The 14959-nt window shown below is 59.7% G+C and carries 17 protein-coding genes and 3 pseudogenes; all 20 read left to right on the top strand.

Annotated features, from left to right (window positions below; all coding sequences use genetic code 11):
* The first annotated feature begins 125 nt into the window (after window positions 1-125).
* The 20 genes and pseudogenes from ABC977_RS14505 to ABC977_RS14410 all read left to right on the top strand — a co-directional run bounded on the left by ABC977_RS14505 (window position 126) and on the right by ABC977_RS14410 (window position 14892).
* A complete protein-coding gene (locus ABC977_RS14505; protein ID WP_369667987.1) occupies window positions 126-557 on the top strand; it encodes a DUF29 domain-containing protein in 432 nt (143 codons plus the stop codon).
* Window positions 558-1128: 571 nt separating this feature from the next.
* On the top strand, window positions 1129-1881 hold the full coding sequence (locus ABC977_RS14500; protein ID WP_369667986.1) for a hypothetical protein: 753 nt from the start codon (window positions 1129-1131) through the stop codon (window positions 1879-1881).
* A gap of 515 nt (window positions 1882-2396) precedes the next feature.
* Window positions 2397-3224 carry a hypothetical protein gene (locus ABC977_RS14495; RefSeq protein WP_369667985.1) on the top strand — a complete coding sequence of 276 codons (828 nt, stop codon included), beginning with the start codon at window positions 2397-2399 and terminating at the stop codon, window positions 3222-3224.
* Window positions 3225-3399: 175 nt separating this feature from the next.
* Complete coding sequence (locus ABC977_RS14490; protein ID WP_369667984.1) at window positions 3400-3999, top strand: hypothetical protein; 600 nt, start codon at window positions 3400-3402, stop codon at window positions 3997-3999.
* A complete protein-coding gene (locus tag ABC977_RS14485; RefSeq protein WP_369667983.1) occupies window positions 3996-4508 on the top strand; it encodes a hypothetical protein in 513 nt (170 codons plus the stop codon). Before ABC977_RS14490 ends, ABC977_RS14485 begins: the two co-directional genes overlap by 4 nt.
* Window positions 4509-4622: 114 nt before the next feature.
* Window positions 4623-4715: pseudogene (locus tag ABC977_RS14480) on the top strand (addiction module toxin RelE); the annotation flags it as partial.
* Window positions 4716-4892: 177 nt separating this feature from the next.
* Entirely contained in the window at window positions 4893-5141 is a 249-nt protein-coding gene (locus ABC977_RS14475; RefSeq protein ID WP_369667982.1) for a type II toxin-antitoxin system RelE family toxin, read from the top strand.
* Window positions 5142-5144: 3 nt separating this feature from the next.
* Window positions 5145-5348: a type II toxin-antitoxin system Phd/YefM family antitoxin gene (locus ABC977_RS14470; protein WP_369667981.1), complete on the top strand. Its 204-nt coding sequence runs from the start codon at window positions 5145-5147 to the stop codon at window positions 5346-5348.
* A 104-nt stretch (window positions 5349-5452) separates the two neighbouring features.
* A pseudogene (locus ABC977_RS14465) lies at window positions 5453-5716 on the top strand (transposase); the annotation flags it as partial.
* 85 nt (window positions 5717-5801) lie between these two features.
* Window positions 5802-6035, top strand: a pseudogene (locus tag ABC977_RS14460) (BrnT family toxin); the annotation flags it as partial.
* An 823-nt stretch (window positions 6036-6858) separates the two neighbouring features.
* A complete protein-coding gene (locus ABC977_RS14455) occupies window positions 6859-7125 on the top strand; it encodes a type II toxin-antitoxin system Phd/YefM family antitoxin (protein WP_369667979.1) in 267 nt (88 codons plus the stop codon).
* Complete coding sequence (locus tag ABC977_RS14450) at window positions 7122-7562, top strand: type II toxin-antitoxin system VapC family toxin (RefSeq protein WP_369667978.1); 441 nt, start codon at window positions 7122-7124, stop codon at window positions 7560-7562. The genes ABC977_RS14455 and ABC977_RS14450 overlap by 4 nt, the downstream gene beginning before the upstream one ends.
* A 349-nt stretch (window positions 7563-7911) precedes the next feature.
* Window positions 7912-8100 (top strand): DUF4258 domain-containing protein, encoded by a 189-nt coding sequence (locus tag ABC977_RS14445; protein WP_369667977.1) that lies wholly within the window; start codon window positions 7912-7914, stop codon window positions 8098-8100.
* Window positions 8101-8158: 58 nt separating this feature from the next.
* On the top strand, window positions 8159-8347 hold the full coding sequence (locus ABC977_RS14440) for a DUF2283 domain-containing protein (protein ID WP_369667976.1): 189 nt from the start codon (window positions 8159-8161) through the stop codon (window positions 8345-8347).
* 184 nt (window positions 8348-8531) lie between these two features.
* Entirely contained in the window at window positions 8532-8774 is a 243-nt protein-coding gene (locus ABC977_RS14435) for a BrnT family toxin (RefSeq protein WP_369667975.1), read from the top strand.
* Entirely contained in the window at window positions 8764-9072 is a 309-nt protein-coding gene (locus ABC977_RS14430) for a BrnA antitoxin family protein (protein WP_369667974.1), read from the top strand. The genes ABC977_RS14435 and ABC977_RS14430 overlap by 11 nt, the downstream gene beginning before the upstream one ends.
* The gene (locus ABC977_RS14425; RefSeq protein ID WP_369667973.1) at window positions 9053-9577 is read left to right on the top strand and encodes a transposase; all 525 of its coding nucleotides are present in this window, start codon (window positions 9053-9055) and stop codon (window positions 9575-9577) included. The genes ABC977_RS14430 and ABC977_RS14425 overlap by 20 nt, the downstream gene beginning before the upstream one ends.
* Before the next feature lie 180 nt (window positions 9578-9757).
* Entirely contained in the window at window positions 9758-11155 is a 1398-nt protein-coding gene (gene sthA, locus ABC977_RS14420) for a Si-specific NAD(P)(+) transhydrogenase (RefSeq protein WP_369667972.1), read from the top strand.
* A 141-nt stretch (window positions 11156-11296) separates the two neighbouring features.
* Window positions 11297-13426: a type I restriction-modification system subunit M gene (locus ABC977_RS14415; RefSeq protein WP_369667971.1), complete on the top strand. Its 2130-nt coding sequence runs from the start codon at window positions 11297-11299 to the stop codon at window positions 13424-13426.
* Window positions 13423-14892 carry an ATP-binding protein gene (locus tag ABC977_RS14410; protein WP_369667970.1) on the top strand — a complete coding sequence of 490 codons (1470 nt, stop codon included), beginning with the start codon at window positions 13423-13425 and terminating at the stop codon, window positions 14890-14892. Before ABC977_RS14415 ends, ABC977_RS14410 begins: the two co-directional genes overlap by 4 nt.
* Window positions 14893-14959 lie beyond the last annotated feature (67 nt).

Raw genomic sequence — 14959 nt, 5'->3', positions numbered from 1 at the left:
GCCCGCCCCCACGCTGATCGCTGATCCCACGGCCTCGCACATCGAGCACCACTTGACGCGGTCGCTCGACTAGGCGATGACTGTCGCAGATTCGGGGCACAAGAGATCCGCGAGGAGCGACACCAATGGCGAACACCTACGAATCCGACTTCTACGCCTGGGCAAACACGCAGGCCGCGCTACTGCGCGCCGGAGCACTCGACCGGGCCGACATCGAGCACATCGCCGAGGAGATCGAGAGCCTGGGCAAGGGCGAACTGCGCGAGCTGGAGAATCGGCTAACGGTGCTGTTCACGCACCTGCTCGAATGGCGGTTCCAGCCCACCCTGCGCAGCCGCGGCTGGGAGTTGACGATCAAAGAGCAGCGCCGCCGTCTTCGCCGCCATCTGGCACAAAACCCGAGTCTCAAATCCAAGCTCACCCAGGCAATCGAGGACGCCTATGGCGACGCCATCCTCGAAGCCGCCCGCCAGACCGGCCTCGCCGAGGAAGCCTTCCCGCAAACCTGCCCATTCACCCCCGAACAGGCCATCGACGACGCCTACTGGCCCGCGTAGGGTTGCCGTCGTTACTCGGATTCTCCGGCGGGCGGGAAGCGCGAGGCATCCCGTCGCCGGCAGCTCTTCCGAAAGCAAAGATGGCGGGGCTTCGTCGGGCGGTTTCCGGTGGCACCCGCCGGGAGGAATTCTGCCTATCTCAGTCGGGGCCGATTCTGTCTAGTGCTGGTCCCGGTTCCTGCGCCGTTGCACGTCGCGCCAACGCAAGCAACCGAGCTAGGCCCGAACAGGCCCTGAATCGCGCGATCTCGGGTCCGTTACGGGCAGGACATCAATGCGCAGTCGCGCGGGGTTCGAGCAACAGAAGATCCGCCGCATTGCGCCGAAAACGAGCTTGTGCTAGGTTCCAGAAACCCCACCCGGAGCGTGTGGTCTTTACCAACCGGGGGCGGCCGCATTGAGCGCGGCGGAGGAACTAGGCAGAATCTGTCCATCTCAGTAGGCCGACATTCTGTCTACTCAACTGTTAAGCGAATCAAACCTCGAAGTGAGCATGTCTGCGGATCAAAAAATCGACTATTCTTAATACTACGTTGCTTGTCTCGACGTTCTTGGCTTCAAAAATCTCGTATTGAGCGAGAGGGACGAGGACAAGAAGAGAATTGAAAACTACTTCAATAAGGCAAAAGAAATAATAAGTGAAATTAAGCGCATTAGATCTAAACGTAAAATTGGCGCTATCGTAATAAGCGACGCAATAATTCTTTCTGTTCCTTTTGGCTTAGATTCGCCTGAGAATTATTCTAACCTGCGCCAGCTGTGCATTGCTATTCAAAAAATACAATTTGGATTGTCGCTGGAGGGAATTTGGTTAAGAGGAGCTATTTCTTTTGGAAATGCATATATAAACAACGATGAAAGCCAAATTGTAGGCCCTGCTTACGTAAATGCATACTTGTTAGAGCAGATATCTGCGACACACCCGCGAGTGATCCTGGATAGCAAGCTCATTGGGAAGCTTGGTTTTTCATCAGCCCAAGAACTAATCACCAAGATCAACAATACGCATGACGCTCAAGAATACAGACCTGAAACATCTAATATCTTATATGAATGGTACCATAATGGAACCCTAAAGCATGGGCTTGAAAAAGATATCCCGCTATTCATCGATTATATGGTTTATTGCTTTGTTCAAGAAGGCGCGCTGACAAGAATCGTGAGTAGCGTAGAAGCGAGCATGTACGCGAACAGTGACATTTACTTAAAGTATCGATGGGTTGTTGATTACTTGATATCAAGCTGCATCCATCATAACAATCATATATTATTGATCGACAGCACAGCATTGCACGAGCAGCTTGGCAAATTGAAAAATCTTTAGCTTAACAAGTGGCTCAGCCCGACCCAATACCGCGCCACGAGTTCGACGCACGCCTCCAACTCGGTGCCCGCGCGGCATTGGTCGGGCTAGCCCTACGTTGGCTGAATAAGAAAGGAAACTGAATCGGCAATACCAATCGCTGGTAGGAATCCGCCTTAACAATAAGGAGGCCGACAGAATTCAGAATTTATGATATCAGGAAGGGCGAAGCTGTTTCGGCATGAACTTCGTTATGCCGAAACAGCTTCGCCCTTCCTGATCGGAAAGAATTCTTTCTGCGAATTATTGAGCGGCGGTGAACCGATGATAGGTAATCGGTTCATCGAGTTCCGTGCCAGCCAACAACTCGCCAACCAGAAATCGGCTCCGCTAAGGCTCCGCCGATTGTGGGTAGCTCGACGTTAGGCTCGTACCGATACCTGCTTGGACAGGAAACAGACGTAGCCCAAGTTTTGCCTCATCGCATTTATTTTTTATTCTCGCCTTACTGAGCATCACAGAGCGAACGTGCATACATGCAGAAAGAACAAAACAGCTTCTACGCGTTCCTTACCAGCGGTTCGGGCGCATCGATTTTGGTCGCCGCCCTGGTCTTCGTGGTTGTTTCCCTAGTTCTTTTCCTCTTCGCTAACTTTTTGGAAACCTTAGCTGCGCCGTGGAACACAAGCGCCGGCATGTTTCGGGAAATTGCGAAGCTGCTGCTTACAGTCATAGCGCTTAATTTTCTGCTCCGCACAAAAATCTGGAAAGACGCGATAGACTCGGTCAGCGAGCGCCTGAAACTCAAGGATGCGACGTTACTTTCTGGGCTGAATGACTGCTGGAAGTTTGACGAAGTACCTTGGCCGCAGCTCTTCAAAGAAGCGAAGACCGTTACAATCGTTGCGATCTCCGCTCGTCCCTTGTTGGTACAACGTCTTGCCCTTTTGCGGGACTTCCTTTCAAGAGATGGAACTCGACTTGAACTGGTTCTTTCGGACTTCCGCGAAGATGGTCTGATGTCACGTTTCGACGCTGAGTTCAACGAGCCCGCAGGAACTCGTGCAAAGAAGTCGCGGGAAGCCCTCGAAGAACTGTTCAAGGCGCTCCAGGATCACGACAGTTCCAAAGTCGAGATCTACCTCTCGGCGAGTCGAGTGCCTTACTCGGCCTATCGCTTTGATGAAAGGGTGCTATTTGTGCCTTACATTGCCGAACCAGTTCGCGACGCACGGCGAATTCCCGCGCTGCTCTTCGCGGATGGAAGAATCCGAAACGATTATTTGGAGCCAGACTTGAGATATCTGCTGAAAAGAACACACGTCCCTCATGAGGAACTGAGGGAATTGCTGAATCTTCAGTGACCCGGCGCGCTGTGCTCTACCCCTTCTGGCGGAGGTGCATTGGTGTCGCGCAACCAAATATAGCCGCCTAACTAGCGGCTCGGCCCGCCGCCCGTTGCCGCGCCGTCGCTTCGCTTCCGGCGCGGCAACGGGCGGCGGGCAGCCTTAACGTTATACAAAAACAGACTCAATCAGAATGGAAACACAGGAAACGATTCAATACGCATCTGTCGGGCTCGGGATATTCGGCATTATAATCGCATTTTACCAAGGCATCGAACGAAGGAAGCTAAAGCAATTCATGTATTCGCAGGCATGGAATATCTATTCCATATCTCAGCGTTCCTTCGCCCATTCTCAAAAGGCGCTGAATTTGTACAAAGAGCAACACAAGGAAAATTTAAATCCAGAGGTCTTCGAGCAGCTTGCCAAATGTGAGGCTCACAACGTGGGGCTCTTCGTTGAGTCGATTCGACAAATACAGCTCTCAGAACCCAAATTTGACATTGAGACAATCATTCGATGGAAGATGCAGGGTAGGATCAATGATCAAACTGCAAGCTTTTTCATAAAAGAGATGCCAATGAAATCGCCAAGCATCCCCGCAATGACTTGGCAGGCCATGACATTACAGCTTCGGCGGAGGCTAGCAACGGCGCGGACGGGGTCAGGTCTTGCAATCACGCATAGTCGCCTAACGAACCGGTCAAGCCGACCCCGCGCGGCTGCGTCTTGGGCTAATCTCAAGCATGGCGGCGCGCGGGTCGGCTTACCGCAGCGTTATGTTGCATCATGAATCAGCGTGATCGGGTCCGAGGCGCAGGACTGCTGTGCTGTCATTGCGTGCGAAACTCTGCTTACTATCGCGCGGGTTGGCGAGACGGACACTTCGTCTCTCAATTGGACTTTTGGCGCAATGCTAACGGCAACTTCATAGATATAGCGGTGCTCGAGTGGTGCAAGCTCTTCGCCGACCGTAACGGAAAGCATCACTGGAGAAAGGTGGTCCCAGATCCAGACGGCTTCCTGCCGGGCCTTTTCGGCAGCATCGGCGTTTCGGAGGAGGCCTTTAACAGTCTTTGCGAAGAGACGCGAACATACCGCGATAAGTTCATCGCTCATCTAGACGAGGGTCGTCTGATGCACATTCCTCGGCTGAACGTCATCATCGACTCCTCCATATTTCTTTACGGTCTCATCCGTACCGAATATCAGCAGTTTCTTGGAGACGCTCCTCCGGATTTGCGGCAGTTCTATGAGGAGCGGCTTGCCGAAGCAACGGGAGTATATCCAAATGCAACATAAAGATTAAGGTTAGATAAGAAGCGGGGCCAAGTCTTGCAATCGCGCATTGCGTGCAATGTCGATGTCGACGGGGTCAGGTCTTGCAATCCAGCACCGCCCGACTAAACTTACGCCATGGCCAGACCCCTTCGTATCGAGTTGGCCGGCGGGCTCGACCACGTGACCTCGCGCGGCGATCGGCGTGAGGCCATCTATCGAGGGGAGGAGTCTGGTCTTCCCTTTTGACTTACTCTCGAAGATCGGATGATTCGCCTGACATGAGGCTGCAGGCGATCTAATGCCGCCCCGCGGGTTCTGTGCTAAATTCTACTCAATACGGGGCGGCATTGAATCGCCTGAGCCAAACGTTGGCCAATAACAGATCGGCGGTTTTTCAGTTGTCGCGTGAAGGTCGAACTCAAGCCGCAAGCCATAAAGGACCTGCAGTCCCTCCCGACGAAGGACGGCGGCAGAATCGCCACAAGGCTCAGCGAACTGGAAGGCGGGCTCACAGGAGACATCAAGCGCCTCACGAATTTCACACCTGAGTATCGGCTTCGCGTCGGCAACTACAGGGTGCTGTTTGAGGTGGAAGACGATACAGTCGTCCTCTACCGTGTGATGCATCGAAAGCACGTCTACGCCAAGAGGTAAGCGATGAACTTGCATCCTCAGTTCATAGGCCAAGAGGGCTCGGAGGAGTACGCAGTCCTCCCCATCGAAGAGTTCCGGGCACTGACCGAGGCCCTGGAGGATTATGCGGATTTACAAGACCTTCGCCACGCAAAGGAAGCCGAAGGCCACGCAGTCACAACCTCCTTAGCGAACGTCGTCGCACAACTTGACCTCAAACAAGACTGACAAGAAGCAGAAGAAGGGATCGGAAGGGGATCGGAAGGGGTCAGGTCTTGCAATCGCGCATTGCATGATTGCAAGACTTGACCCCGTACCTCGTACCTGCGTGCGTCAGCCGCCTGCGCCGCGCCGTCGCGGACGGGCACTTGGCACGACTCGATCCCGCTGAGATCGATCGGCTCCTCGACAACCTGATGGCCCGCGACTGGGTGGTCTACTCCAAGCCTTGCCTCACCCACACCGAGACGGTCGTCGACTACCTCGGGCGCTACAGCCACCGCATTGCGCTGAGCGACGCGCGGCTCGTGAACTTCGACGGCGAGCGCGTTGCCTTGCGCTACAAGGACTACCGTGACGGCGCGCGACAGAAGGTCAGGGGATGGGGTCAAGTCTTGTAATCGCGCATTGCGTGATTGCAAGACTTGACCCCGTACCTGCGCTTGACCGAACCTCGCGAAGCACGGTGTGTCCTTCGATGAGGCGCGCAGCGTATTCTCCGATCCATTCGAACTCACGATATCGGACCCGGACCACTCCGAAGGCGAGTATCGCTTTCTCAGTATTGGCAAGACGAGTCACGAGCGAACCGTGGTGGTCGTGTTTACGGAACGACTACCGGACAGTATCCGAATCATCAGCGCAAGAGTCGCTTCCAAGCAAGAAAGGCAGCTCTATGAGTCAAGAATCTACTGACGAGATGCGCGCCGAGTATGATTTCTCGAACGCGGTCCAAGGCAAGCACCACCAAGCGTATGCTCAGGGCACAAATGTTGTTCTTCTGGAACCCGATGTTGCGCGCGTCTTATCGAGATTCCGCGTCGGTGAACAAAGCGCTTCGGTTGCTGATGGAGGTAGCGCGCAATCAAACAGCCAACAGCGCCCAACCAGAGCACCAGCCCGAGCGCATGCTGCCGAAGCGCCGCTGACGCGGGCGGCCCGGCAGCACGCGCCGCAAAGGTCCTGCAAGGTCCTGCAAGGTCCTGCAAGGTCCTGGGGTCAGGTCTTGCAATCACGCATAGTCAGTCACCTAACGAATAAGGTTGGACGAGCCCGTACCGGGGAGCGGTGGGGGAAGCGACGGAGGAGTAGAAAATATCTTCCGCGAGATGCGGGGGCAGCGCGGCTGTAGTGTGTATCGCGGGCCGAGGATCGTGGTGACAGGGAGCCCGCGCAGTGGTGTTCTGCGCCACTGCCACAGCCGGTTGCGATAGCCCGCGAACAAGTCGCCCTTCGGAACGTTCAACGACGACAAACAGCTCAGACTGATCAGCGTCCGGATCTTCGAGCTGTTCCAGCCTAAGCCCGCTACTCCAGGTTGCCGTGAAAGCCGCCCGCAGCCGACGCGTTACCGCCAAATTCCGCTATGTAGGGTGCTGTGACGCACGAACTGCGCCAGTACCAGCTTTGCGAACGGTGCGGCCTGCAAGCTCATCGTCACCTGCGAGCCCGAGCGAGAGACCACAAAAACAGAAAATACGCTAAAATTGTGACCACAACTTATCGGAGGTCACTGACCATGCAGGTCGCCGTCCGCGAACTGAAGGCCCATCTCTCGCGCATCCTGTCCCGCGCCCAAGCCGGGGAGCCGATCGAGGTCACCGCGCACAACAGATTGATCGCCCGTATCGTCGGGATCCCGGCCGACACGGCTGAGGGCCTGCGTGCGCCAATCGCGAGCGGTGCCTTGTCCTGGAGCGGCCGCAAACCGCAGCCGGCGGCACCGATCGAATTGACCGCGCAGGGCACCCCCGTCAGCCGAATGGTCTCGGAGGATCGCGGTTGATCCTGTTTTGCGACACCTCGGCACTGGTCAAGCTCTACGTTCGCGAGGCGTTTACCGACGAGATGCTCGCCGCGGTGGCAACCGTCTCAGCAACCGCGGTCTGCCGGATCGCTTGGGCCGAAACGATGGCCGCACTGGCCAGGCGCTCGCGCGAATCCCCCGCCGATGCCGACGCCATCGCCACCGTCCGTGAACGCTTGTGCGCGGATTGGAGCGATTACGCGATCGTCGAGGTCACCCAGACACTCGTCGAGCGCGCCGGCGAGTATGCCGACACCTTCGCCCTGCGTGCCTACGACAGTGTCCAACTCGCCGCAGCGCACATCTTGTCCGACGCAAGTCCAGAACCGGTCCAGTTCGCCTGCTTCGATCGCCGCCTGAGCAACGCCGCACGGGTACTCGGCCTGGAATCGCCCTTCGCCGCCGGTCCGGGCTGACAACAGCGAGCGCGAGGCCGCTGATGCACGATCGGGGACCCCGGTGCTGCGTGAAGGAGGGGTTTTGAGTAGGCCGGGCACTCCCCGGACGGTAGGGCGATGTTTGTGTTCTCTGTTGGCCGCCTGGTTTCCCGGCGGTGCCACATGATCTCGCCCGTGGTCCCAGTTGCGACCCGGCCCCTCTCAGAACCGGACAAGCGGCTTTCCCACATTTATGTGCTGCAGCACATAAGGACACACTATGTTAGATTCGGCCAACACGGTGCTCCAGCCGAAGCCGGTTTCGCTCTCGCTCAACCGCCTCGGCTGAGCGTGGCGTTGGGCGTAGTGAGAATCGTCGCGATCCGTTGTGAAGTTCACTGTCACCGGACATGCTCGGAAGCGTTGCGCTCGACGCGGCATTGATCTTCAATGGATCTCGGAAGCCATACAGAATCCACGGGAAACTTTTCCGGATCTTGTTGATCCAGATGCAACGTCATCTGCGCTACGACGTTCCGCAGCGCGGATCTCGAACACTCAGGGTTGTGGTGAATGACTCGGTTAAACCCCCTCGGATTATCACAGCGTTTTTCGAAAGTTAAGAGAATCCGCCCATGAAACTCGAGTTTGACCCTATCGCCGATGCCGCTTACTTCGAGATCGCCCGGGGCGAAATCGCCGCCACCCGCGAGATTGAGCCAGGCATTAACGGAGACTACGACGCCGAAGGCCACCTAATTGGCATTGAGGTTTTGGGCGTAAGCAAGCGATCCGATGTCGAAGGCGTTGCCAAGGCAGCCTGAAAGGTTGATCGCCCAACAGGCCCGCCAGCCGCGACGCCAAACTGCGGCCGGCGAGAGGAAGAATGGGGTCATGGGGTCACCCATTAGCCGCCCCGTGACAAGCGCCACTAGGAGGGGGCCAGGTCTTGCAATCACGCATAGTCACCTAACGAACCGGTCAAGCCGACCCCGCGCGGCAGCGTCTTTGGCTAATCTCAAGCATGGCTTGGACTTTGCCGAGGCCGAGGCGGTCTTCGACGGGCCGGTATTCACGATGGAGGACACGCGTGAGGGCTACGGTGAGCAGCGCTCGAGGACGCTGGGCCTCCTTGCTGGGCGAGTAGTGGTGCTGATCTGGACGGAACGGGAGGCAGGACCCCACCTCATTTCCTTGCGATACGGTGACAAGCGTGAGACCCAAGGCTTCTTCATGCAACTTGAGCCCTGAGGAGATCGCGGCGGCCATCGCTGCCGCGCCTGACGAGGCTGTCCCCGATCCCGACAGCCCGCCGACGAGGCCGGAGGACTGGGAGGATGTTGTCTTTGTCCCAGGAGGAGGCTATCCGGCCGTCAAAGCCGCCTTGGACGAGCGCCGCCACACGCGGGGCTCGCAGAAGGCACCCCCCAAGGAGGCGGTTTCGATCGGACTCTCCCCAAAGGTGGTGGCCTTCTTCAAGGCCGGCGGCCCCGGCTGGCAGACACGCATCGATGCGGTGCTGCGCGAGGATGTCGAAACGCACCGGTGATCGCCGTTCGTCCTGGAAGCGCGTCGGGCAACGCGATGTCCAGTCTGTCAACCGGACCTATCGCCGTACCGGCGGGCTGTTCGAGGGCCGTTTCCGCTCCGCCGTGATCGAGGCCGATACCTATCTGTTGGCCTGTCAGCGCGACATCGAGCTGAACCCGGTCCGGGCGGCCATGGTCGAGGCGCCCGGTGATTTTCCCTGGTCCAGCTATCGGGCCAATGCCCTGGGTGCGTGCGACCCCGTGGTCACGCCGCATCCCTTGTACCGCGACCTCGGCGGTTCTGACGAGGCGCGCCTGGCCGTCTATCGCTGGTTGTTCACCGACGAACTCGACATCGAGCTGCTCCAACGCCTGCGCGACGGCACCAATGGCGGTTTTGTCATCGGTCGCCCCCAGTTCGAGCGCCAGATCGCCGCCCTGGTTGGCCGGCGCACTTGGAAGGCGTCCCCGGGACGACCGCCCAAGGAGACCGAGGTTGGAGCGCAATCGGAATCGGCTTTCTAGAAAACGTCGTCTGGCCCGGTTTGCCGCTCGAAGGCGAGACGTAGTCCCAGTAATGGGGCAAAGCAGCGCTTCGCGACCAGAGAGCGCGCAGCAAGGGGTAGACTAGCGGCGAAGCCGCCCCGCGAGCCGTCGTACCGAAGGCCGGGGCCAATCCCTCCCCGCCCCGATCAGGAACCGCCCATGTCCACCAATGTACTCGACTGTATCGTCATCGGCACCGGACCTGGCGGTGAGGGGGCGGCGATGAAGCTCGCCAAATCCGGTCTGCGGGTCGCCGTCGTCGAGGCCCACACGAGCGTCGGCGGGGGCTGCACCCACTGGGGCACCATCCCGAGCAAGGCGCTGCGCCACTCGATCGAGATGCTCGCCGACTACCGGCGCAACCCTCTCTTCCAGCGCACCCGCAATCAGCTCGAGGTCGAGTTTCCGGACCTCTTGCGGGCCGCCGATGGGGTCATCAACGACCAGGTCCGCACCCGCTACCGTTACTACCAGCGCAACCGGGTACGGCTAGTCTTCGGTCGCGCCCGCTTCGTCGCGCCGGAGCGGATCCTCGTGGAGCGCCCCGGCGGGGGCACCGAGGAGCTCGCGGCGCGCCACTTCGTCATCGCCACCGGCTCACGCCCCTATCATCCGCCGGACATCGACTTCAGCCACCCCAGGATCCTCGACAGCGACACCATCCTTGGCCTCCAGCACACGCCGCGCTCGATCACCATCTACGGCGCCGGCGTCATCGGCTGCGAATACGCGTCGATCATGAGCAACCTCGACGTCAAGGTGAATCTGGTCAACACCCGCGACCGGCTGCTGTCGTTCCTCGATGACGAGATCACCGACGCCCTCTCCTATCACCTGCGCAGCGGCGGGGTCGTGATCCGCAACGACGAGGCCTACACGGCCGTCGAGCCGAGCGACGACGGTGTCGTGCTGCACTGCCGCTCTGGCAAGAAACTCAAGACCGAGGTCCTGCTCTGGGCCAACGGGCGCAGCGGCAACACCCGGGACATGGGCCTGGAGGAGATCGGCCTGGTGCCGAACGGCCGCGGCCAGTTGGAGGTCGACGAGCGTTACCGCACCGCTCTGCCGCACATCTACGCGGTCGGTGACCTGGTCGGCGCGCCGGCGCTGGCAAGCGCGAGCTACGACCAGGGCCGCTTCGTCGGCGCCCAGATCGCCGACGGGGAAAGCGACTGGTCGCTGATCGAAGAATTCCCGAGCGGCATCTATACGGTCCCGGAGATCAGCTCGATCGGGCGCACCGAGCGCGAGCTGACTGCCGGCCAAGTCCCCTACGAGGTCGCCGAGGCCGACTTCCAGTCGATCGCCCGCGCCCAGATCACCGGCCACACCGTTGGCATGCTCAAGATCCTCTTCCATCGCGAGACACTCGCGATCCTCGGCATCCACTGCTTCGGCGCCCAGGCCGCCGAGATCGTCCACATCGGCCAGGCCATCATGTCGCAGAAGGGCTCGGCCAACAGCCTGCGCTATTTTACGGAGACCACCTTCAACTACCCGACCATGGCCGAGGCCTACCGCGTCGCCGCCCTCAACGGGCTCAACCGGTTGTTCTGAGCAGGAAACCAGGGACAGTGCGGCCTTGCCAGGCCGCACTGTCCCCGTTTGCTTATATCATCAAAGCTTTCTATCGATCACCACTGGCTCGACATGGTCGGTCGCCACACAACAAAACCCATTGCAGTCCAGGACGCACCCGTGAGCGCCAGCTTCCAACAACTCGCCAACTTCATCTGGTCCGTCGCCGACCTGCTGCGCGGCCCCTACCGCCCGCCGCAGTACGAGCGCGTGATGCTGCCGCTCACCGTGCTGCGCCGTTTCGATGCCGTACTGGCGCCGAGCAAAACCGCCGTGCTCAAGCGCTACGCCGAGCTGAGCAGCAAGGGCATCCCCAATATCGACGCCATCCTCAACCACCTGGCCAAGGGCGAGGACGGCGCCCCGCTGGGCTTTCACAACCACAGCCAGCTCGATTTCCAGAAGCTCAAGGGGGACCCCGACAACATCGGCCGCCACCTGGCCGATTACATCGCTGGCTTCTCCGAGAACATTCGCAAGATCTTCGAGCGCTTCGAGTTCGACAAGGAGATCGAGAAACTCGAAGAGTCCAACCGCCTGTATCAAGTGGTTGCCCAGTTCGCCGAGATCGACCTGCACCCCCGCAAGGTCGACAACATCACCATGGGTCTGGTGTTCGAGGACCTGATCCGCCGCTTCAACGAAGCCGCCAACGAAACGGCCGGCGATCACTTCACCCCGCGCGAAGTCATCCAGCTCATGGTCAACCTGCTGCTGGAGCCCGACACCAGCGTGCTGACCCAGGCCGGTGTCATCGTGACCATCTGCGACCCCGCCTGCGGCACCGGCGGCATGCTGGCCGAGGCGCAGAACTGGATTCGCGCCCACAACGACCAGGCCACGGTCAAGGTCTTCGGCCAGGACTACAACCCGCGCTCCTACGCCGTGGCCGCCTCCGACCTGCTGATCAAGGGCCACAAGGACGGCCAGGTGGTGCTGGGCAACACCCTCACCGACGACCCGTTCCCGGATCACCGCTTCGATTACCTGCTGGCCAACCCACCCTTCGGCGTGGACTGGAAGGCAGAAAAGAAGATCATCGACCGCTGGCCCAACTTCCGTGGCTACAGCGGCAAGCTGCCGCGCATCAACGACGGCGCCTTGCTGTTCCTGATCTACATGATGAGCAAGTTCCAGGACTACAAAGCGGGCGACCGCGACAAGCCCGGCTCGCGCACCGCCATCGTGTTCAACGGCTCGCCGCTCTTCACGGGCGGCGCCGGCAGCGGCGAGAGCGAGATCCGCCGCTGGATCATCGAGCGCGATCAGCTCGAAGCCATCGTCGCCCTGCCCGAGCAGATGTTCTACAACACCGGCATCGGAACCTTCATCTGGGTGGTCACCAACCGGAAGAGCCATCACCGCAAGGGCAAGATCCAGCTCATCGACGCCCGCGAGCGCTACACGCCGATGAAGCGCAGCCTGGGCGACAAGCGCCGCTATCTGGATCAGGCCGCGCTGGACACCATCACCCGCGAACACGGCGCGATGGAAAACAGCCAGACCAGCCGCGTGTTCGACAACGGCGACTTCGGCTATCGCCGCATCACCGTGCTGCGCCCATTGCGCCTGCGCTTCCAGATCACAGAAGACGCGCGCGAACGCTTTCTCAACACCTGTCCCGAGCTGTTCGACGCCCTGCAGGCCGTGCAGGACGCACTCGGCACCGAGCCGCTGCTGGACTGGAACGACACCTGGGATACCGTACAGCAGGTGTTCAAGACCCTACCGGACGATGTCGAAGGCTGGGCCAAAGGCGCCAAGGGCGCGGCGCAGAAGAAGATCTTCCGCGACTGCTTCACCATAGTGGACCCCGAGGCCGCGCCGGTCATTGCCAGGCACCACAAGGTCGAGCCGCTGGACCGATCCGCCCTGTTCCCCGGCCAGACCTTGCCCGCCGACATCACCAACGATGAGCTCCATGTCCTGCTGGGCCTGCACCCCGACGGCAAGGGCAAACACATCGAGTACGAACCCGACCCGGCGCTGAAGGACTTCGAAAACATCCCGCTGAAAGAGGACATCGTCAGCTACGTGTTGCGCGAGGTACGGCCCTATGTGGCTGATGCCTGGATCGATCGCGAGACAAGGGACGAGCAGGACGGACGCCTAGGCAAGGTCGGCTACGAGATCAACTTCAACCGCGTGTTTTTCCGGTACCAGCCGCCAAGGCCGCTGGCCGAGATCGATGCCGAGCTGGCCGAGGTGGAAAAACGGATCCTGGGCTTGCTGCGGGAGGTGACGGAGTGAGTATTCGCCGCCCGGAAGACGAAATGCGCGGCATCTTGGCCGAGCTGCGCAAACTGCCTCGCGAAACCGAGTGGGTCGAGTTCAAGCACAACCGCGCCGATCCGGAGGATATCGGCGAATACCTTTCTGCCCTTGCGAACTCCGCCGCGCTGGCTGGCAAGGTCAGCGCTTGGTCGGTATGGGGTCTGGATGACAAGAGCCACGATATTCTCGGCACCACCTTCGACCCGGCATCCGTCAAGATCGGCAATGAGGAGCTGGAAAGCTGGCTGCTGCGCCTGCTCTCACCCAAGATCAACTTCCGCTTCCACACACTGCAGGCGGAGGGCGCAAGCGTGGTGCTATTGGAGATCGGCGCGGCGTTCCGTCATCCGGTGCAGTTCAAGGGCACCGAGTTCATCCGCGTCGGCTCCTACAAGAAGAAACTGAAGGACTTTCCGGAGAAAGAGCGGGAGCTGTGGCGGGTATTCGACCGCATCCCGTTCGAAAGGGAGATCGCCGCCGACGACGTTGCCGCCGAAGAGGTGCTCCGGCTGCTGGACTACCCGGCCTATTTCGACTTGCTTTCCCTGCCGCTTCCCGAGGGACGGGATGCCATCCTATCAGCTTTGGAGGCCGACACCCTCGTCGCACGCGGCAACGCCGGCCGATGGAATATCACCAATTTGGGTGCCGTGCTGTTCGCCAAGCGCCTGGCCGACTTCCGCGTTCTGGCCCGTAAAGCGGTGCGGGTCGTGCTCTACAAGGGTGAAACGCGGGTCGAAACCGTGCGCGAGCAGGAAGGCAGCAAGGGGTACGCGGCCGGTTTCGATGGGCTGATTGGCTTCATTACCCAGCTGCTGCCCAGCAACGAGGTCATCGGCCGGGCCCTGCGCAAGCAGGTGCCCATGTTCCCCGAACTGGCGATCCGCGAGCTCGTGGCCAACGCCCTGATCCACCAGGATTTCCACCAGACAGGTACTGGTCCCATGGTGGAAATTTTCGCCAGCCGCATGGAAGTCACCAATCCCGGTTTGCCGCTGGTTCAGACCGACCGCTTTCTCGACAGCCCTCCACGCTCCCGCAACGAAGCGCTGGCCTCCTTCATGCGCCGCATCGGTGTTTGCGAGGAGCGTGGCAGTGGCGTGGACAAGGTGGTCTCCCAGACCGAGCTCTACCAGCTCCCTGCCCCCTTGTTCGAAACCACGCAGGAACATACCCGCGCCGTGTTGTTCGCCCACCGGGCGTTCAAGGACATGGACAAGGCCGATCGCATCCGCGCCTGCTATCTGCACGCCTGTCTGCGCTACGTCCAGCGGGACCACATGACCAACACCACCCTGCGCGAGCGCTTCGGCATCGACGAAAAGAACAGCTCCATGGTCTCCCGCATCATCAGGGACACCCTCGAAGCGAAGCTGATTGTTCCATATGACGAGGAAGCCGGGCGAAAGTACATGAAATACCTACCATGGTGGGCCAGATGAGCACGGCAATCTTATTTGACGGTCATTTGACTGGGTACCCATTCGCAAGGGACTGCCGTCAAGACAA

The sequence above is a fragment of the Thioalkalicoccus limnaeus genome (genome assembly GCF_041197575.1).
Taxonomy (GTDB): domain Bacteria; phylum Pseudomonadota; class Gammaproteobacteria; order Chromatiales; family Chromatiaceae; genus Thioalkalicoccus; species Thioalkalicoccus limnaeus.
Note: the sequence above shows the minus strand (reverse complement) of the source record. Positions and strands in the feature narration are given on the sequence as shown.